12 protein-coding genes and 3 tRNA genes are annotated in these 20,371 nt (G+C 41.9%); 8 read left to right on the top strand and 7 right to left on the bottom strand.

The annotated features are described in order from the left end of the window. Positions 1-43: 43 nt before the first annotated feature. A complete protein-coding gene (locus tag B9T19_RS07850; protein WP_143436871.1) occupies positions 44-1,717 on the bottom strand; it encodes a hypothetical protein in 1,674 nt (557 codons plus the stop codon). Positions 1,718-2,282: 565 nt separating this feature from the next. Here B9T19_RS07850 and B9T19_RS07845 point away from each other — a divergent pair. Both B9T19_RS07845 and murA read left to right on the top strand, forming a co-directional pair. Further along, positions 2,283-2,522 (top strand): BolA family protein, encoded by a 240-nt coding sequence (locus B9T19_RS07845; protein WP_094568072.1) that lies wholly within the window; start codon positions 2,283-2,285, stop codon positions 2,520-2,522. Then, the gene (murA, locus tag B9T19_RS07840; RefSeq protein WP_094568071.1) at positions 2,522-3,796 is read left to right on the top strand and encodes a UDP-N-acetylglucosamine 1-carboxyvinyltransferase; all 1,275 of its coding nucleotides are present in this window, start codon (positions 2,522-2,524) and stop codon (positions 3,794-3,796) included. The genes B9T19_RS07845 and murA overlap by 1 nt, the downstream gene beginning before the upstream one ends. Positions 3,797-3,951: 155 nt before the next feature. On the opposite strand, the gene dsbD is transcribed toward murA, so the two are convergent. Next, a complete protein-coding gene (gene dsbD / locus B9T19_RS07835) occupies positions 3,952-5,787 on the bottom strand; it encodes a protein-disulfide reductase DsbD (protein ID WP_094568070.1) in 1,836 nt (611 codons plus the stop codon). Between the two features lie 336 nt (positions 5,788-6,123). On the opposite strand from dsbD, the gene B9T19_RS07830 reads away from it, so the two are divergent. Together B9T19_RS07830 and B9T19_RS07825 are read left to right on the top strand one after the other, a co-directional pair. Beyond that, positions 6,124-6,199, top strand: a tRNA-Gly gene (locus B9T19_RS07830). A gap of 152 nt (positions 6,200-6,351) precedes the next feature. Further along, positions 6,352-6,427 (top strand) — tRNA-Gly (locus B9T19_RS07825). 44 nt (positions 6,428-6,471) lie between these two features. On the opposite strand, the gene B9T19_RS07820 is transcribed toward B9T19_RS07825, so the two are convergent. Further along, positions 6,472-7,356 (bottom strand): class II glutamine amidotransferase, encoded by an 885-nt coding sequence (locus B9T19_RS07820; protein ID WP_094568069.1) that lies wholly within the window; start codon positions 7,354-7,356, stop codon positions 6,472-6,474. Between the two features lie 363 nt (positions 7,357-7,719). On the opposite strand from B9T19_RS07820, the gene B9T19_RS07815 reads away from it, so the two are divergent. From B9T19_RS07815 to B9T19_RS07800, 4 genes are all read left to right on the top strand, one after another. Then, a tRNA-Gly gene (locus B9T19_RS07815) sits at positions 7,720-7,795 on the top strand. 132 nt (positions 7,796-7,927) lie between these two features. Further along, entirely contained in the window at positions 7,928-8,206 is a 279-nt protein-coding gene (locus B9T19_RS07810) for a SlyX family protein (protein WP_094568068.1), read from the top strand. Between the two features lie 105 nt (positions 8,207-8,311). Further along, positions 8,312-12,388 (top strand): ATP-dependent RNA helicase HrpA, encoded by a 4,077-nt coding sequence (hrpA, locus tag B9T19_RS07805; RefSeq protein WP_094568067.1) that lies wholly within the window; start codon positions 8,312-8,314, stop codon positions 12,386-12,388. Positions 12,389-13,045: 657 nt separating this feature from the next. After that, the gene (locus tag B9T19_RS07800) at positions 13,046-14,515 is read left to right on the top strand and encodes a DEAD/DEAH box helicase (protein ID WP_094568066.1); all 1,470 of its coding nucleotides are present in this window, start codon (positions 13,046-13,048) and stop codon (positions 14,513-14,515) included. A gap of 536 nt (positions 14,516-15,051) precedes the next feature. Here the strand turns inward: B9T19_RS07800 and sstT are convergent. The 4 genes from sstT to pepN all read right to left on the bottom strand — a co-directional run bounded on the left by sstT (position 15,052) and on the right by pepN (position 20,215). Further along, a complete protein-coding gene (sstT, locus tag B9T19_RS07795) occupies positions 15,052-16,290 on the bottom strand; it encodes a serine/threonine transporter SstT (protein WP_094568065.1) in 1,239 nt (412 codons plus the stop codon). Between the two features lie 75 nt (positions 16,291-16,365). Then, the gene (gene ruvX, locus B9T19_RS07790) at positions 16,366-16,878 is read right to left on the bottom strand and encodes a Holliday junction resolvase RuvX (protein ID WP_094568064.1); all 513 of its coding nucleotides are present in this window, start codon (positions 16,876-16,878) and stop codon (positions 16,366-16,368) included. A 134-nt stretch (positions 16,879-17,012) separates the two neighbouring features. Then, positions 17,013-17,660 carry a nitroreductase family protein gene (locus B9T19_RS07785; protein ID WP_094568063.1) on the bottom strand — a complete coding sequence of 216 codons (648 nt, stop codon included), beginning with the start codon at positions 17,658-17,660 and terminating at the stop codon, positions 17,013-17,015. After that, the gene (pepN, locus tag B9T19_RS07780) at positions 17,657-20,215 is read right to left on the bottom strand and encodes an aminopeptidase N (protein WP_094568062.1); all 2,559 of its coding nucleotides are present in this window, start codon (positions 20,213-20,215) and stop codon (positions 17,657-17,659) included. The genes B9T19_RS07785 and pepN overlap by 4 nt, the downstream gene beginning before the upstream one ends. Positions 20,216-20,371: the final 156 nt, after the last annotated feature.

Here is a 20,371-nt window from a genome sequence, read left to right as displayed (position 1 = left end):
TCGATGACTTAAGTTTTAAGCTATCGAGCTATCGAGTGCTGGACTATGAGAGTGTTGCTGAGTGGGGTGTTACATCAATCACGCGATGATTGTTATCTCGCATCTCAATATTGGTAAAAGGCATACTCCAGCCCTCTTTTTGCGCACAACGAAGGCAAGCTTCTTGTAACAGCCTTCCTGACTGGAAGTAGTAGCCGGCACCTGAGCCTTTCATTGCCACAATTACGGTATAGACGAGAGAGATCCCCTCATTGATACGTCTAAATTCCACACTGATAGAGTTATATTGATCATGCATCCCTGTATGAGAGAGAAACTCTTCAATATAAGCTTTCAATTTTGTAAAGATCTCATCAACAGGTGTGGCAAAGTGTTTATAAGAGAGCCCAAAATCAGCAACTGCATAGTAACCATAAGAGAGGTTTGTCGGTGCTCCGGCAATAAAGTCAGGAGCAGGGTAGATAATCGTACTATTAAATGAGTTGAGATAGACCGACTCTGGCGTGATTCGTTTAACCTCTCCAAAGACACCTGTTGGTAAGATAAAGCTATCTCCCACTTTAGCGGGGAACCAGATCTCATCATTGAGCAGTGGCCGAGATGTTAAGGTCGCAAGCTCCGGTAACATTAGACGAATACGGCCATTATCGATTGCAGGATTGACAAGCGTTGCACTATAAAGCGTAATTCTTTCAATACGCCAGGGAATACCACGATAGATGACACGCTCTCCTTGTCGGGCTGATCCTAAATTTAAGAAGAGGCGAATCTCTGAAAAGTATTTTGGCACATAATTACGAAATGCAAAGATAAGCGCTAAGAGTATTAAGATCGCAATTCCAAAGAGGACCATATCGCCCATGGCGTGGAGAACAATAAGATAAGCGATAACAGAGACAACAACGGAAAAGACACGGTAGGCGAGTAGAAGTAGTCGCCCCTTTAAATTGACCCGTTGAATCATCCCTTGCTCTTTTTTAGCTCTTCTTGCAATCAGAAGATCCATCCCTTTTGTTAAGAGATAGAGTACTAAAATAAAGGTGGAAAAGGAGACGACAAGAATAAGCCCGCGACCTTTAATAAAATCGAGCAATCCATCTTTAAGTGACTCCATAAAGCTCTTATCAGTTGCCATCGCATCTAAAAGCGCTTGAGTCCGATCACGCTCTCGCAGAAGATCAGTTAAAAAGGTCTCCCAATTGCTCTGAATCACCTCTAATCGCTTTTGTGACTCGGGTGTAAGTTGCTCAAAAGGCGCTTTTTGTAAAAATTCCAATCCCTTCTCGAGTTGCTCAATTTTTTCATTGTAGAGAGCGAGGTCACGAGTTAGGGTATCGCGCTCACGGGAGTTTTGCGTTAATCTCTGAATCTCGGCAAAGACCGGCTGAACAATCTGGAGTAGCTCCGCCTGCCAATCGTAGTTGAGATCGGTAATATTCTCCTTCTCTTTAATATAGTGAAGATCAATTCCCCCTAAAGCATATTTCTCAAACTCATTTCTGGCCTGATTGAGACGAGATTGTAGCTGCTCAATCCGCTCTTTAATTGCGGCCGCTGATTCTTCAGAGTCGGCAGATGTAAGCTCTTTTTTAGCTTCATTGATCTTCTCTTGAGTGTCAATAATCGATTTTTCAGTCGCCTCTAAAACGGCATAAGCTTCATTTTCAGCAATTGTTTCTTGTGCAGAGAGATTGGTTGTAAAGCTCAAACTAATCAAGAATAGCAAGCTAAAAACAAGTCGAAAAAAGATAGTTGGGGAGGAAGTTTGAGAAGAAGAGTGTTGAGATAACGCTCTATATTGCATTGGATAATCCTTCATATGATTGATCTCTAAATTTCTGTTAGAGAGTTTGATCTAAGAGTTCAATGATTTCCCATGGTAACAAAAAATAGAGCGCTCTCCCTAATGATCACGCTATTATTGCTTAAAATTTAGGCATTTTTTGAGAATGTTTCCTCTTAGTAGAAGATTATCTCTAAGTATCATTAAAGATAGTCGCTAAAGGTGATCGCTCTTTTTGTGGTGTAACTATTTGAGTTTAGGATAAGGTTGATAAAGTAATAGGCAAAATAATTCTTTTGAGAGTGATCTCTCTTTTACAATCACTTCTCTGAGTCGTGGTTGAGAGTGGATAAAGAGTGCATTAATTTGATCGATATATGCCAATCATTGCCGGGAACATGGCATAATAGAGCACAACAATTTTCTAAAATTTGTGAGCAGAGAAGGTGGATAGAAATCACACTCCATCACATTTAATTCGGTATAAGGAATATTAAAGATGATGACTAAAGATAAAGTGAAAGCGCTTATTGAAGCAGGTCTAAAATGTGATTACATTGAGGTAAAAGGGGATGATGGCGTTCACTTTGAAGCGATAATTGTTAGTCCTGAGTTTGAAGGTCTCTCAATGTTAAAGCAGCACAAATTAGTTTACGCGACATTAGGCGATCGCCTTGAAACAGAAGAGATTCATGCGCTTGCACTAAAAACTTACAAGCCATCTGAGTGGAGTAAATAATGAGCGAAAAAGAGCGACTTCTAGTTGAAGGAAATGGTCCGCTAAGAGGCTCTGTGAGTGCAAGTGGGGCTAAAAATGCCGTTCTTCCCATTCTTGCTGCCACTATTTTAGCAACTGAACCTGTCACTTTAAAAAATGTTCCTAATCTACAAGATGTTATTGTCCTCTCTAAAATTTTGGAGGATCTTGGTGCTAAGGTGCATTTTGATGGATCAACATTAACGGTTGATCCTCGTTCTATTACAAAGACTCGAGCGAATCATGATTTAGTGATTCAGATGCGGGCATCGATCCTCGTCTTAGGGCCGATGCTGGCTAAATTTGGTCATGCAGAGGTCTCTTTGCCCGGCGGTTGCCCGATCGGTAGTCGTCCTGTCGATCAGCATCTTTTAGGGATGGAAGCACTTGGGGCTGATATCAAGATCGAGCATGGTTATGTATTAGCAACGGCAACGGATAAACGGCTCAAGGGAACACATCATACCTTTGATGTAGTCACAGTTACCGGTGTTGAAAATGTTTTAATGGCAGCAGTATTAGCTGATGGTGTCACTATTTTAGATAACTGTGCAAAAGAGCCTGAGGTGAGTGATCTTGCCCATATGCTCAACAGTATTGGTGCGAAAATTGAAGGCATTGGAACAGATCGTTTAACGATCACCGGCGTTGAGAAGTTAGGGGGCGGTGAATATAGTGTTATGCCTGATCGAATAGAGATTGGCACCTATATGGTCGCTGCGGCGATGACTTTTGGTGATGTCACTATTATTGATTGTATTCCAGAGCATCTTGAAGCTGTCACTGCGGCATTAAGACAAGCGGGCGCTAATGTCGAAGTAGGGGAATCTACCATTAGAGTCTATGCCGGAGAGCCGAAATTAAAAGCACTTCGACTTAAGACAGCACCTTATCCGCTCTTAGCAACCGATATGCAGGCTCAATTTATGGCGATGGCAGCGATTTCAGAGGGAACATCAACAATTACAGAGACCATTTTTGAAAATCGCTTTATGCATGCTAATGAGTTAGCCCGTATGGGGGCAGATATTAAGATCAACAATCGCTTAGCGCTTGTTGAGGGCGTTTCACGATTATCTGGAGCGAGTGTTACAGCAACAGATCTCCGTGCTTCAGCGGCATTAATTCTTGCGGGATTGGTGGCAGAAGGAACAACAACAATAGGGGCACTCCATCATCTCGATCGTGGATATGATTCTATTGAAGAGAAGCTGACCAATTTAGGCGCTAAAATTAAGAGAGTGATTATCGACTAAATCGATGCGCTCAAATGATGAGATCGACTAGTTTGAGTCGTTTGAGTGGCACATCAATAAAAATAAAATAGTAAAAGAAACAATAAAACGATAAAAAGCCTCAAAGATTCTACATTCTTTGAGGCTTTTTTGTGGCTATTTACGAGGAATCGTTCCTATTGAGGTGAACCATTATAGTGATTGATAATTGTGCGAAGATGATTTAAGAACTCCTCTTTTGGGACACTTCCCATCACTCTTAATTGCGGGATCTCCTCACCATTTGGGGCAAAGAAGAGCATCGCCGGCGGACCATAGATCTCAAAATGCTCCTGCAATCGCTGATCTTGGTGATCATTGGCTGTAATATCCGCAACAAGGAGATTAATTTTTGCCATCTCATTTTTTACTTCAGGGTCGCTAAAGACATATTTCTCCATCTCTTTACAAGCAACACACCAATCTGCATTAAACTCCAACATCGTCACGCGCTGATTATTATCTGAAAGAGCTTCATTAAGGCCAGAAATTCCTTTAATAGGGGTAAAGAGAGCGGTCTCTATCTTTTTCCCTGACTCATGGATGGAATGGATACCAAAGAAGAGGGTTGCTAATGCTAATGCTCCAAAGAAGAGGCGTGCTTTGGGTCCGCTCTCTACAACGGTGACCATTAGCCAGATAAAGGTTGCCAATGCAATAACGGCATAGAGCGTCTGCTCCCAATAGAAAGGCAGGGTTCTACCGATAAAATAGGCTGCAAGTCCCAATAGCATAAATCCAAATAATACTTTGATCTTATCCATCCAAGGACCTGCTTTAGGAAGAAGATGACCTGAAGATGCGCCTAAAATAAGGAGCGGCACGCCCATACCTAAGCTCATTGCAAAGAGTGCAGCCCCACCTAATAGGTAGTTTTGTGATTGAGCAACAAGGGTGATAATGCCAATGAGCGGCGCGGTAACACAAGGACCGACGATCAATGCTGATAACATCCCCATAATTGCTGTGCCTAGATAGCTATTCTTGTTTGATTGCTTATTACTGAGCGCACTCAATTTTGACTGGATGGCTGCTGGCATCTGGAGTTGATAGAGGCCAAACATCGAGAGTGAAAGTAGTACAAAAAGTGAGCCAAAACCGATTAAGACATAAGCATTTTGCAGGTAGGCAGCTAACCCTTTACCAAAGTAAGCGGCAAGTAGTCCTAAGAGGGTATAGACCAATGCCATCGCTAAAACGTAGACTAATGAGATTGTAAATCCTTTCTTAGGGGAGAGATTCCCACTTCGTGTCAATATGCCAGAGAGAATAGGAAGCATTGGCAATACACAAGGGGTAAAGGTTAAGAGTAGACCGAGTAGAAAGAAGAGGGGGATTGCTAAATACTCATTATCATGGAGATATTGCGTTAATCGATCATGTTCTGAGGTGATCTCTGGGATCGAGTCACTATTAGTAATGACTTCCTCTATTTGATCAAGATCTCTATCGATGGAAGGATCGATCTCTAACGCTATTTCATAACTTTGTGGCGCAAAGCAGTATCCGCTCTTTGCACACCCTTGTGCCTCAATATTAAAGTAACCGGTATTGATCCCATCACTTTTCACGGTAAAGGGAATAATGGTGGCACTATCATAGATCTCCTGTTGCCCAAAAAATTCATCTTCATGCTCAACCCCTTGAGGAAGCACAATATCGATGATCTCTCCATTGGTATTTTTAAGCTGTAGATCGATCTTCTCTTTATATAGATAGTAATCAGGATTGATCTCCCATAAGAGAAGAAGTTGATGCTCTCCTCCTGCCGGATCATTCTGTTGCAGATGAATTTTCGGTATGAAGGCTTCAATCGGCTTGAGCAGCTTTGTCGGATCGATACCAATCTTAGTGGTAGTAATACCTTGAGACTGATTGAAGAGTGTCTGTGCTGATATGGGCTGAAAGAGTATTCCAGTCACAATGAGCAGTAAGACAAACAACCAATTTTGAATTGTTTTGATTTTTAACATCCTTTTAGACCCTTGCGATAATCGTGTTACTTTCTTATGACTTTTTTATGACTTGCTTTATTGCTTTTTATTGTTTGTAGCTCTCTACTTATTCTAGCTTTATCTAAGTTTTATCTCGTTCTATTATAAATAGGATAATGAGGGCAAGATACCATAAGAGGGCAAGGGGGTATATCTCATTCTATCTAATGGTAGAGTAACTATTGCACATAATGCGATAGAGATAACTGATCTTAACAGTGATTCATTCACTCCTTGATGAGTTCCATTGTGTAAAAAATAGTCCAGTAATTGACACTATGAAAAAAAAGCTTATACTTATGCAATCATTGATTTGCGGGAATAGCTCAGTTGGTAGAGCACAACCTTGCCAAGGTTGGGGTCGCGAGTTCGAGTCTCGTTTCCCGCTCCAAAATCAATCTAGCGAAATCTTATGTGTCTGCATCTATTTCATACTTGAAATAATCAATCAGAGTCTACGACATAAAAAGTAGCTGAATAAAATCTCTACAGATAGCAAGATTGACAATGAGATTTCAAAGAGTATAATACTCACCATTCCTAGCGGGAATAGCTCAGTTGGTAGAGCACAACCTTGCCAAGGTTGGGGTCGCGAGTTCGAGTCTCGTTTCCCGCTCCAAATTTAAAAGCCTGATAACATAAAGTTGTCAGGCTTTTTTGATGCTACCATTTTTTCTCTTGTAGTGCAGCCGCGCCAACTTTCGCAGCTAATGTTAGCGCCTCCTCTACCGTGAAAAATTGATCAGGGTCGGGCGCATGACCTGCAATAATCGCACCCTCTTGAAACATCACAATCTCATCTTTTGCCAATTGATGCCAAACTTCATTGGTTGTCAGGGGAAGTGTGGCAATAATCGCAACCTTATCATAAGGAGTTGTCACTGCAGCAAAATTCACATTAACATCATCATCGAGGAGCGTTGCTTCTCCAAATGGGGCTTGCCGGATTAAGTAATGAAGTAGGGTGCTTGCATGGGCAACCATCCATTTACCATTGGTCAGAAGATAGTTGAAGATCCCTTTAGGTCGAATGATAGCGGTTAATTGTTTAATCTCTTGAAAGAGTGCTTCAGGAGATGGTTTGTGTGGGAATTTTCTCCGTAAAGCATTCAATATTGCGCAAAAGGCAGCCTCTGAATCGGTTGTTCCTACCGGTTGATAAAAATCATCCTCCCTTCTTTGGAAGAGTGGATGAGAGAAGAGACGCTGGCAATCGAGATGCCCATTATGAGCAAAGAGCCAATACTCTCCCCAAATTTCACGCATAAATGGATGGGTATTCGCAAGAGAGACCTGCCCATGAGTTGCTTTACGAATATGGGCAATCACATTTTTAGATTTAATCTGATAGCTCTTTACAAGATCGGCAACAGGGCTGGAGGCGCATGGTTTATCATCTTGATAGATACGAACTCCTTTTCCTTCAAAAAAGGCGATTCCGAAGCCATCAGTATGAATATCTGTTTCACCCCCTCGCTTACGAAATCCTTCGAAGGAGAAGAGGATATCAGTTGGTGTATTACAGTTCATTCCTAATAGTTGGCACATTGAATCCCCCATTTGCTCACTTATTGATAATTGTTCTGATAAGGTTATTGGCTCATTAACTATTGATCATTAACTATTCGATAGTCAGTTACTAAATAGTTTAAATCGTTGATTGCTAGAACGTTAAAGCATTGTACTCCTATAGGAGTTATAGGTATTTAATCTGTTATTCTAGCCTCAGCCACCATATAAGTCTATTTAAGAGCTTATTTTTAGAGCTTTATATTACTTCATTATAAAGTATATGACCTCCTATACCGCTCCTTATCTGCTCTTGAAGGGAACCCTTTAGGGTTGCTACTTTTTTCATCAAAGAGAGAGTTGACAGATTTTAATTTTGCCTTATAATTGTATTCCTCTTTTGCGGGAATAGCTCAGTTGGTAGAGCACAACCTTGCCAAGGTTGGGGTCGCGAGTTCGAGTCTCGTTTCCCGCTCCAAGTTGTTAAAAGCCGAACTTTTATAGAAGTTCGGCTTTTTTTATTCCATAATTTCTCCATCGTTCTTGCTATCATATCTCCATTAATTTGAGTGAGTGATCTTATAGAATCAGTAAAGAAGGGAATCAAAAGATGTCAGAGATATCAAAAGCTCCAGAGAAAAATGGGCGTAATGATCAAAGTTTAGAAGAGAGAATCGAAGATCTCACCGCTCGTATTGACGAACTGGAGAGTCGTGAGGCTTTTCATGAATATACGGTTGAGCTTTTAAATCAAACGATTATTGCTCAGCAGGAGATGCTCGATCGTTTAACGAGAGTCTCTCAACAATTGATAGAAAAGATGAAAGAGATGCCAAAGAGTGAAGAGCAGAGCTGGACGCCAGAAGAGGAGATACCTCCACACTATTGATCTATCAATGATTATCAATGATCTTAAAATGATCCATAGATAAGCTGCCAATGATCTGTTAACGAACTATCAACGAACTATTACCAATATATAGAAAAGAGCATAATGGATATTCCAAAAGAGATTGCGCAATTAGAAGCCCTTTTACCCTATATTCGTACTGAACGAGCACATCAGTTACGTCGTCAATTCTTCGCTTTAAAGCGAGAAAGATCTCCCTCAAAAGAGACGATTTTAAAGCTTAAAGAGCAGATTGTGCAATCAGCCTCAGAGACAGAAGCATGCTTAAATGCTTTTCCTGAACTTAATTATCAGACTGAACTGCCGATCTATCAGGCGCGAGAAGAGATTATAGAAGCGCTGAAATCACATCAAGTTTTAATTGTTTGTGGTGAGACAGGCTCCGGTAAAACAACGCAACTCTCCAAATTTTGCTTAGAGATGGGGTTAGGGGCTAGAGGGACTATAGGTCATACCCAGCCCCGTCGTTTAGCGGCGCTCTCTGTTGCAGAACGAATTGCCGAAGAGCTTGATACACCCCTTGGGGATTTTGTCGGCTATAAGATGCGTTTTAATGAGGAGATCAGTGATAAAACCGTCTTAAAGCTGATGACCGATGGAATCCTCTTAACTGAATTAATGCATGATCGTTATCTTAATCAGTATGAAGTGATTATTATTGATGAAGCGCATGAGCGCAGTCTTAATATCGATTTTCTTTTAGGAATTTTAAAGAAAATTCTGCCAAGAAGACCCGATTTAAAGCTGATTATTACCTCTGCAACCATCGATCCTGAAACATTTTCAAATTATTTTGGTGGGCCAAAAAAGGCGCCTATTATTGAAGTATCAGGCCGAACTTATCCTGTGGAGATTCGTTATCGTGATCTCCATCTTGATGAGGAGAATGATCCTATTGAGATGGAAGAGGGGATTATCGCTGCCGTTAATGAACTGCAGAGCGAAAAAGAGGGGGATATCTTAATCTTTCTACCCGGTGAGCGAGAAATCTTAGAGACGGCTGATCTGCTTCGTAAAGAATTTCGTCATTACGATATCTTGCCCCTCTTTTCACGCTTGAGTCAGGCAGAGCAGAAGAAGATCTTCTCTCCTAAAGGCAGAAGTCGTATTGTTCTTTCAACGAACGTTGCAGAAACTTCAATTACGGTTCCGCGTATCCGCTATGTCATCGATACCGGTGTCGCAAGGGTGAGTCGTTACAATGCTCGATCTCGAATTCAGAGCCTCCTAATTGAGCCGATCTCACAAGCTGCCGCGAATCAACGATCAGGACGCTGCGGGCGGGTTGCGGAAGGAATCGCTATTCGCCTCTATAGTGAAGAGGATTTCAATAGTCGTCCCCTCTTTTTAGACCCTGAAATTTTAAGGACCCACCTTGCTTCGGTGATCTTGCAGATGGGGCATCTCCGCCTTGGTCATCCAGAGGAGTTCCCCTTTGTTGAGATGCCGGAGATGCGGCAGATCCGAGAAGGATTTCAGACTTTAAAAGAGCTGAAAGCGGTTAATGATGAGGGAAGATTGACCCCATTAGGGCGGACTTTAGCCAAAATTCCGATCGACCCCAAATTGGGAGCGATGATTATCCAAGGTGAAAAAGAGGGGGTAGGCCATGAAGTTTTAGCGCTTGTGGCAGGACTCTCTATTCAAGATCCTCGGGAGCGTCCTTTAGAGTTTCAACAGCAAGCTGATGAGAAGCATCGCCTCTTTAGACAAGAGCGCTCCGATTTTATTACGTTACTCAATCTTTGGGCATGGTATCAAGATCGCGCTCGAAGAGAGAGCCAAAATCAGATGCGAAAAGTGTGTCGGGCTCACTTTCTTAACTTTATGCGTATGCGGGAATGGTACGATCTCTATCAGCAATTGAAGGGAATCTATCAATCATTATCCTTAAAATGGAACCCATTCCCTAAAAGTGAGGAAAAAAATCAGCCTAAAGGCGTTAAGGAAGGGGAGTATCTTTTCCCCTCTTTTAGTGAGGACCAGATTCATCGAGCAATTTTGGTCGGCTCTCTCGATCAGATTGGGGAGTTAGGGGAGGAGAAGCTCTACAGTGGTGCTAATGGTCGCAAATTTAAGATCTTCCCCGGATCTGCACTCTACCGTAAACCGCCTAAATGGATCATGTCGCTTGAGATCGTAGAGACAAGCCAAGTTTTTGCCCGCATGAATGCTGCTATCAACCCTGAATGGTTAGAGCGTTTAGCAGAGCACCTTCTCAAACGGGAGTATACAGAACCTCACTGGAGTAAACAGCAAGGACAAGCTGCGGCGTATGAGACAGTCCGCCTCTTCAATTTAGCGATTATTAAAAATCGTACAGTCAGTTTTGGGCGCATTAAACCAGAGATCTCTCGCGAACTCTTAATTCGAGAAGGTTTAGTGGAAGGAGAGATTCAAACGCGAGCTCCCTTTTATCGCGTTAACAGAAAGACGATCTCAAAAGTGGCTGAGATGGAAGAGAAGACGCGGCGCCGGGATATCTTAATTGAGGAGTGGAAGTTATTTGAGTGGTACAACGAGCGATTACCACAAGATATCTACTCTGTCGCATCACTTGAAAAGTGGTGTAAAAATCCTAAAAACAATCAATCACTGATCTTCAGCGAATCCGATATTCTAGACAATGATGAGCAACTCAATTTAGAAGACTTTCCCACCACTATCTCTTTTGGTCAGCTTCGCCTTAATGCAGTCTATCGCTTTGATCCTGCTGCTGAAGATGATGGAATGACCTTAATGGTGCCTTTAGCAGCGCTCAATCTACTCGATAAGACTCGTCTCGACTGGTTAGTGCCGGGATTATTGAGAGAGAAGATTACAGAGATCTTAAGATCTTTACCGCGAGCATTGCGTAAAAACTTTGTTCCACTTCCTAATGTTGTCGATGAGATGTTAGAAAAATTGAGTTTCGGTGAGGGGAATCTCTACTTTCAGATCGCAGCGTTTTTAACGCGACGATCCGGCATTAAGATTGAGCCCCATCTCTTCGATGAGAATCTTCTTGATAAGCATCTTCGAATCAATATCCGAGTGATTGATACTGGTGGCAAGACAATCGCAGAGGGGAGAGATCTTCAACAACTGACTCAAAAATTGAGAGGAAGAGCTGAAAATGCCTTCCAGCAACTTGCTTCAAGCTTTGGTGCCGGCAAAAAAGAGAAAAAAGCGAGAAACAGTGACGAGAAGGGAGCAAGAGAGGGTGCTCAGCTACGCTCTAGAAGGCGAGAGGATAACTCGATAGCATCCGATCAAGAGGCGAAAGAGCAGATCTACTTCTCAGTAGATCAGTGGAAGATTGCATCAGAAGAGCGCTTCGTCCGAAATGGTATCGAGCTTAAAGGGTATCCCGCACTCTTGATCGACAAAGAGCAGCCTTTAACGCTCCGAAAACAGCTCTATGATCGTCCTCATGCAGCTCAAGAGGTGCATCTCAACACATTAGTGACACTGATATTAAAAACACTCCATGAACAGGTAAAATATCTGCGCAGACAGTGGCCTCAATTTGGTAAATTAGCACTAATGTTCCGACAAGTGGGAAATGAAGAGCTTCTGCGAGAAGATCTCATGCGAGCGATTATTAAAGATCGACTTGAAGAATCTTCATCTCTACCTAGAGATGCCGCAGAATTTCAGAAGGTGATCGAAAAAATGCGCCGGGAGATGGTCTCTGATGCGACCGATCTTAGCCGTTTAATAGTCACTATTTTTGAGCGAGTTAATGAGGTAAGGGAAGCACTCAATCAGCTTCATCCGATGAATCGAGCGTTAGCAGAGAAGCGAATAAAGGCGGCTTTAGATCGTCTAATTTATCCTGACTTTATTAGTCAGACGCCCAAGATCTGGCGAGATGAACTTCCCCGATTTTTAGAAGCGATGGTTGTAAGAATTGAGCGTTTTCCTCAAAACATAACACGAGATAATGAGCAAAATGGTGTCATTGAGCAGCATTGGCAAAATTATCTTAAAGCGCAAAAATTCTTTGCTGATAGGGAAGAGTTGCCTGCGATGTTAGAAGAGTATCGCTGGATGATTGAAGAGATGGCTGTCTCCTTCTTTGCCCAACCGATGCGAACTAAGATGACGGTATCAGAGAAGAGGCTCAATAAGCTTTGGGATGAAATTGATCTTTTAATCAAAAATAGTAGTTATCATTAAATATCATTAAATATCATTAAGTGTCATTAAAGATAGAATCTCTCCCATAATAGGGGAGAGGCATTAATGGAGTCGCAACTAAGAAATAGGGCGTCAAAGGGTTAAAGGGTTAAGAGAATATAAATAATAAGTTATTAGGGCTGGGGCATTAATAGTGTTATAGTATTGACACTTGCTTAGCTTATGCTCATATTTAAGTCTCTTGTTTAAGTCTCTTGTTTAAGTCTTATATTAAGTCCCAGACTGATCTAGCCTGTAGTGGGAAATGATATGATCTATACGAGAATAGAGATGAATTAGAAATGAAATTCTGCTCTTAAATTCCTCTTATATTAGGTTTATCTAGGTTTATCCTCTCTTTTTTAAGAAAGGGTTCTTTAGGAAAGAAAATATAAGCAATGGTAAAGCATTAATAATGATGGGGTTATCCCCATTTTAAGCTATTTGCGTGAAAATAGATTGCAAAAAAATAGAAAGAGGGTATCATATTCCCTCTTCATCGCCCTGTTGGTTCATAGTTAAGAACTATGACATAAGTGTACTTGACGCTTATTTGAGATTCGGTCGATGCATGTTTTTGGCTGAATGTTCAAGCGCATTCCCTATAAATATTATATTAAAAGGAAATCCCTCTCTTAATTAGGGATCAGTATCTTTATGTCTCAATTTTCTGATTTAAATTTAAATCCTATTCTCTTAGCTGCCGTCCAAAAAATGGGTTATGACAGTGCAACAGAAGTGCAAACGCGTGTTATACCTGTTGCAATGGGTGGCCAAGATGTTATGGTCTCAAGCCAAACAGGTAGTGGTAAAACAGCAGCATTCCTCCTTCCTATTTTGCATCAAATTATGGATGCGAAAGAGCTAGAAGAGAAGAGCGCACCTGAAGAGCGTCCTGCACCTCGTAAAGGTCGTCGTGGTCGTCAACCTGCTTATAAGATGCCGGCACCCCATGCAATTGTGATGTGTCCAACGCGTGAGCTTGCATTACAAGTAGCGCAAGAGGCTATTCTCTTAAAAGGGGCTCATCGTGATTTCCGCGTTGCAACTGTTGTAGGTGGTATGCCTTATGGTCGTCAAATTCGCGAATTACAAAATGTCACGCTTTTAGTCGCAACACCTGGGCGTTTAATCGATCTTTATAAACAGAGAGAGATTAGCTTTGATAATGTCCACTTCTTTATTGCTGATGAAGCTGACCGTATGCTCGATATGGGCTTCTCTGAAGATTTAGAAACACTCCATAAGAGCTGTATCAATAATCGTCAAACATTGATGTTCTCTGCTACTTTCCCACCGAAAGTGATGAGATTAGCGGAAGGAATGATGAATCATCCTCTTCGTATCGAGATCTCACCTAAAGATACTATCAATAAGAATATTACCCAGATCCTTCATTGGGCAGATGGTCGTGAACATCAGAAGAAGCTCCTTTTCCATTGGTTGGAAAATGCAAAAATCGATCAAACTGTTGTCTTTGTTCCGACTCAGATTGATGCAGAAGAGATTGCAGATGAGTTAAAAGAGATGGGGCTCTCTGTCGATTACCTCCACGGTGGTATGCAGCAACGTGTTCGTAATCGTTGTCTCGATAATCTCCGTCGCGGTAAAATCAAGATTCTTGTAGCGACAGATGTTGCCGCTCGTGGTATCGATGTCGAGACAATTACTCATGTCTTTAACGTTGGTGTACCAAGACAGCCAGAAGATTATGTTCATCGTATCGGTCGTACGGGTCGTGCGGGTCGTGAAGGAACAGCTGTAACATTTGTTCACTTCAAAGATAAGCGTCTTCTTGATGCAGTAGAAGATTTCATTCAATTAGAGATTAAAGCGAATGTGATCGAAGGTTTAGAGCCTAAGAAAGAGCCATTACGTGGTGCACCAAGAGGTGGACGTCGTCGTCCTGGTGGCGGTGCTGGTCGTAGAAATGACTCACGTGGTGGTAGAAGAGAAGGTTCTTCACGCCGTACAGAGGGTCGTTCAGAAGGTCGTGGAGATCGCGATCGCAGTCGAGCACCACGTAGCGAAGGTCGTCGCAATGAATCTCGTAATGAGCGTCGTAGCACAACAGATCGTAGCGCACGCCCTTCACGTCGTTCATCAAGTCGCAGTGCCGCGGTCTAATTAATGGGCTGCAGATAGGTCATATTCAAAAAGAAACTTTTATCTCTTTTCTCCAATGATCAAAAAATAAAAAATATTGAACTCTATTAATATTCGATGAGATTCAATATTCAATAATCAAACTGAAAGATGCCCTCAATCCTCCATAAATCTATGGTTCTGGATTGAGGGTATTTTTATTTTTGTTGAATTGATTTTTCTAAATGCTTAAGAACTGTTTATTGAAACAAAAAACAACAGAAATTGATGAGGTGCCGGTTCTGACTATCACGTTTTTCCATGGATCACGCGCCGGCAGTGAATGATCTTATCGCTTGTAAATGGCATCAATTTGATACTATTTCCTCGGCATTGTTGATGCCCCGATCTGCAAGCATGCACCGGAGAAAAGAGCAAAATAGTTGGTTCTCGCCGCTCCAGATTCTTCTTAAGAATTGTCTATTGCAATAAAAAAGCGCCATCTTTTATTAAGATAGCGCTTCTATTGTGATGCATCATCATCAACCAATAGGTATCATGAATGATTATATGAATGATTATTTATTTGAAACTTCTTTAGGAACAATACCTGTTGCAGAGAAATCTGCTGCTGCCGTAAAGAGAACGTCGGTTGATGAGTTTAAACCGGTCTCTGTTGAGTCCTGAATGACCCCTACTACATAGCCAATGACAACTAACTGCATCGCAATATCATTGTCGATCTGAAAGAGAGAACAGGCAAGCGGAATCAGAAGAAGCGAACCGCCGGCAACGCCTGAAGCACCACAAGCACCAATTGTCGCAAATATGCTCAAAAGAAGTGCAGAGAAGAAATCCACCTCAATTCCTAGAGTATGAACCGCCGCAAGCGTAAAGATTGTGATAGTAATCGCAGCTCCCGCCATATTGATGGTCGCCCCTAAAGGAATTGAGACAGAGTAGGTCTCTTCACGGACACCTAACTTACGACTTAACTCGATATTAACAGGAATGTTGGCTGCAGAACTACGAGTAAAGAAGGCGGTCATACCACTCTCTTTAATACAACGTAATACTAAAGGGTAAGGGTTTTGACGAATAGCCCAATAGACCAAAAGTGGATTGACCACAAAAGCAACAATCCCCATTGCCACTAAGAGAACAACGACCAATTCAATATAAGATTTAATCCCTTCAAAACCAGTTTCTGCAATAGTGACAGAGACAAGACCAAAGACCCCGAGCGGCGCAATAAGAATCACTTTTTTAATAACACTTGTTACTAATTGTGCAAGGTCTTGAAAGAGATTGCGAGTTGACGCATTCGTCGATCTTAATGCAAAACCAAAGAGAACACCCCAAGAGATTAAACCGATATAGTTAGCAGTGACTAAGGCATTGACAGGATTATCCACCATATTCATAAAGAGTGTGCGAAGAACATCCGTAATATCTGCCGGTCCTCGTGCTTCTGCTGCCGGAATATCTAAAGGAACAACAACCGGATAGATAAAGCTGATAGAGACCGCCACTAATGCCGCAAGAAAGGTGCCAAAAACATAGAGAAGGATCACCTTCTGCATGGCCCCATTACCACTCTCCTGCTTATGGTAGTTAGAGATTGCTGCAATAATGAGGATAAAGATCAAAACAGGAGCAATCGCTTTTAATGCCCCAATAAAAAATTGACCAATAATACCGACCGATTGAGCAATATGAAGAGGGAAGAAGAAACCAACGATAACCCCTAAAATAAGGCCAACGATGATCTGTTGAACTAAACTAAATCGATTAATAAATTGAAAAAAAGTTTTCATCTGTGACGTGTCCTAATATGGTATGACATTTTGAGAATAGCGCAGGACTTACGGACTGACAAGCCCTGCGGCGGGTTAAATCTCTTGTTGTAGCCAACGCTCAACAATAATCGCTGCAGAGATCGCATCGAGTTGACCCTTTTTATGGCGCTGTGATGGCTTCAGATAGCGTTCACTCTCTTGTGAGCTATAAGCTTCATTGACAATAAAAACGGGGAGACCAAATCGACCATGGAGGCGATTGATAAATTTTTGAATAATCTTAAGATGTTCAGTAACAGTACCATCTTTTGTATAGGGCATTCCCACAATAAATGCATTAGGTTGCCACTCTTTGAGAAGTTTTTCTACCTCTTCCCAGCGAGGCTGATTATGGGTAACTTTTAAGATCGTTAAGGGTTGTGCCGTTTGAGTTAAACAGTTCCCGACAGCAATCCCTAAATTTTGGGTGCCAAAGTCAAATCCTAAGACGATCGAGGGTGCTTCCCCCTCTTTAAATGCCCCCAAATAGGGGCTATTATCATCTCTGTTATCTTCTTTCACGATTAATGATTGAAGCGAATGAAGTGATTGAGTGCTATTTTGCATAATTTCGTAGAGTTGATTAATAGAGTTTTGAGGCTAATCTGAACACCCCAATGATTGACTAGATCAATGATTAAATCGTTGACTCAATCTGTGATTTAATAATGCGCAGATTCAAATACGAAGTGCAACAGAAACTACTTAAGCTCTGTCACATATTGATCAAATTGCGGTTTAGGGAAGGGAAGCGGTCTCTTTTCAGGGTAGCCATACCAAAAGAGCCCTTCAATAACCTCTTCTTGAGGGTTAAGCCCAAAGATTTTATAGACTTCATCATTGAAGAGAAGAGAGCCTGTAGACCATTTAGTGCCGATTCCTTCTGCTGTTAATGAGAGCATCATCATATAGAGCGCGATGCTCAAGGTGGCATAATCTTCATGGGCAACCTTCTCCTTGCCACTCTTTTTTCGAGCCACTAAGATCCACCCAGGAATTCTCTTCCAACGAGCGAGTTTTGTTTCAGCAGAAGCTGGATCACGTTCAGAGAAAGCCTCTTTCGCATATTCGAGAAAACGAGATTTGATCTCTTTTCCCATAAGATAGAATCGATAAGGATGGGTATGGTGATGATTAGGGGCATAAACAGCAAGCTCTAATGCTCGTTTAACAGGCTCAAGCGGAACTTCAGTCGGCTCAAAATGATGAATTGTCCGGCGAGCAATCATCAATTGCGCTAGCTTACTCTGTTCGAAAAGATCCCCACGATCATGACTCTGCTCAAGACCGCTCTCTGACATTTCCCTTGATAAATTTGGGTCTACCAACGATTCATTTTTATTCATCATAATAAAATCCTCTTCAATTGATCTGATAAGTTATGAGAGATCTCCCCGATATTGAGCATCTCTTGGCAAATTGCTCTGACCTCTTCTTTTAAAGGTTCCGGTAATCGGGAGAGTTTGGCAAAAGGTGTAACAAGGCGTGCCGCTGTTACGGCATTAATCTTATCAACTTTTACAATCTCTGCCCCTATCCATCGGTAGAGGGGAGCGCCTATTCTGGCAAGAGCAATACGATTTCGCCCAATGGATCCCACAATTGCTCTTGCTCGATTAGGATTTTTAAGATCAAAAGCCGGGTGGTTACTGACCATCGCCACATCATCCATCGTTAAGTTCGGATTACGTCCTAGTAGAGAGAAGTAGCGATCTACGAGAAGCGCATCATCTTCATATCGATGATAGAAGCTCTCTAAAATCACTTTTGCTTTTGGATTTTGATTAGAAAGCAGTGCTGTTAATGCCGCATTGATATCGGTCATATTATCTGCTTTCTCATATTCTCTTACTGCTAACTCACTCTCATGGGGGAGACGACTTAGATAGTGCAACGCCACATTTTTAATCGCTCTTGCTGCAATAGAATCCTCTTGGAATCGATCATAAAGCGCTTGCCAATGTTTCTGGAAACGAGTAGCAAGACCCACTTCTACCTCTCTTTTGATTTGATAGAGTGGTAAGATCTCTTCACTTTCTAAGCGATCGAAAAGATGATCATTATCGGGCAAGGTTAAGAGTAGTGCGGCAAATCCAGGTTCTTGATAAGCATAATCAAATAGAGGTGCGAATGCATCACCTATCATCTTGATCTGCTCTTCTCGTGCCAATTCTCGGTTGAAAAGGAGGCGCTCTACTAATTTTTGAGCGGCATCCCACTTTGCAAAGTAATCACGCTCATATTGGATCAGGATTTTCAGATCATCGATCGATTGTGAATAATCGACCATAACAGGTGCAGAGAAGTCTCTCAATAGTGAGATCACCGGCACTTCATCAATATTGTGGAAGATTAAACATTGATGCGCCATCGTTAATGTGTAGGTCTCTTCAAGGAGCATCTCCCCTTGACGATTGAAGAAGGCATACTTAATGGGGATCGGTAATGGCTCTTGCAACTCATTGGTAACAGGATCAAAGAGGAATTGCTTCAATGAAAGACGCATCTCCCGTTTATCGGGGTAATATTCAGTGGCGACTTGAACCTTTGGTGTCCCTCTTTGAGAGTACCAGAGGGGGAAATTTTCAAAAAGACGGGGATTTTCCATCTTCATCGCTGCATAGAAATCATCAACAGTCACAGCCATGCCATCAAACTCTTTAATATAGCGTGCAAAGCCGCGATCAAAGCCTTCACGGCCTAAAATAGTTTGATAGAGGCGAATAATCTCCGCCCCTTTTTCATAGGTGGTTGTGGTATAGATATTCTCAATTGATCCCAATTTATCGGGGCGCACCGCATGCGCAAGAGGGCCTTGATCTTCAGGAAATTGATGTAGACGGAGAAAATTGACATCTTCAATACGACGAATGCCGGGTTCCACTTCTGACATAAATTCCTGCTCACGAAAGACCGTTAAACTCTCCTTTAATGAGAGGTTAAACCAATCTTGACAGGTGATACGATTTCCTGTCCAGTTATGGAAATATTCATGCGCAATGACTGCTTCAACAAAACGAAAATCGCGATCGGTCGCTTGCTCTTTTGTAGCTAAAATACAGCTTGTATTAAAGAGATTAAGCCCCTTATTTTCCATGGCGCCACTATTAAAATCATCCACTGCGACCACATTATAAAAATCGAGATCACATGCTAATCCAAAACGATCCTCATCCCAACGCATCGCTTTTTTGAGGCTTTCAAGCGCAAAGTCACAGGCACCAATATTCTCTTTAGATGCATAGATACGAAGCTGTACGGGGCGACCATCAGGACGAATATGTTGATCTTCGATAAATTGCAGATCGCCGGCAACAATCGCAAATAGATAGGTGGGTTTAGGATAGGGGTCCTCCCAAATGGCATAATGACGCGCTTCATCAAGAACTCCATTCTCTATCAGATTGCCATTAGAGAGAAGAATAGGATAGCATTGATCCGCTTCTAAAGTGACGCGACATTGTGTCATCACATCAGGGCGATCAGGGAAGAACGTGATGTTTCTAAAGCCTTGTGGCTCACAGTCCGAGCAGATAATGCCTCTTGAAAGATAGAGGCCACTTAACGCGCTATTCGCCGCCGGGGAGACACTATTTTTGATCTCAATCAGCTGCTCACGTGCATTTAAAGTTAATGATAGATTACCCGCCTCATCTAACAATGAGCTGATATCTTCCTCTTTCCCATCGATCTTCAATTGAATATCAAACAACATCTTTGACCCATGAAGCTTGATAGTATGGGGTAGATCGATATTTTTTTCTACAATCACCTTAAATTGAGAGCGCACTCTGCTAACCTCAGGGTCGAGAGAGAAATGGAGATCTAAATGGGGAATTATAAAGGTGGGAGCAAGATAATCTAAACGATAGATCTGCTGATCTGAACGGGGCGTAAATGGCATAGAGAGATCCTTTCTATCGGTCGCACGCTTTAGGAGGCAACCTTCAAACAACTAGAATAGTCACTAGAGTAAACGGTTATAGATAGACAGTTATATAAACAGTTATAGTAAACCGTTTCAGCAAACAGTTAGAGTAAAGAATGAGTTTATGACTTA

The organism is Ignatzschineria sp. F8392, assembly GCF_002252045.1.
In the GTDB taxonomy this organism is placed as follows: Bacteria; Pseudomonadota; Gammaproteobacteria; order Cardiobacteriales; family Wohlfahrtiimonadaceae; genus Ignatzschineria.
The sequence above is the reverse complement of the archived record's forward strand: the minus strand, read 5'-3'. Positions and strand labels throughout refer to the sequence as shown.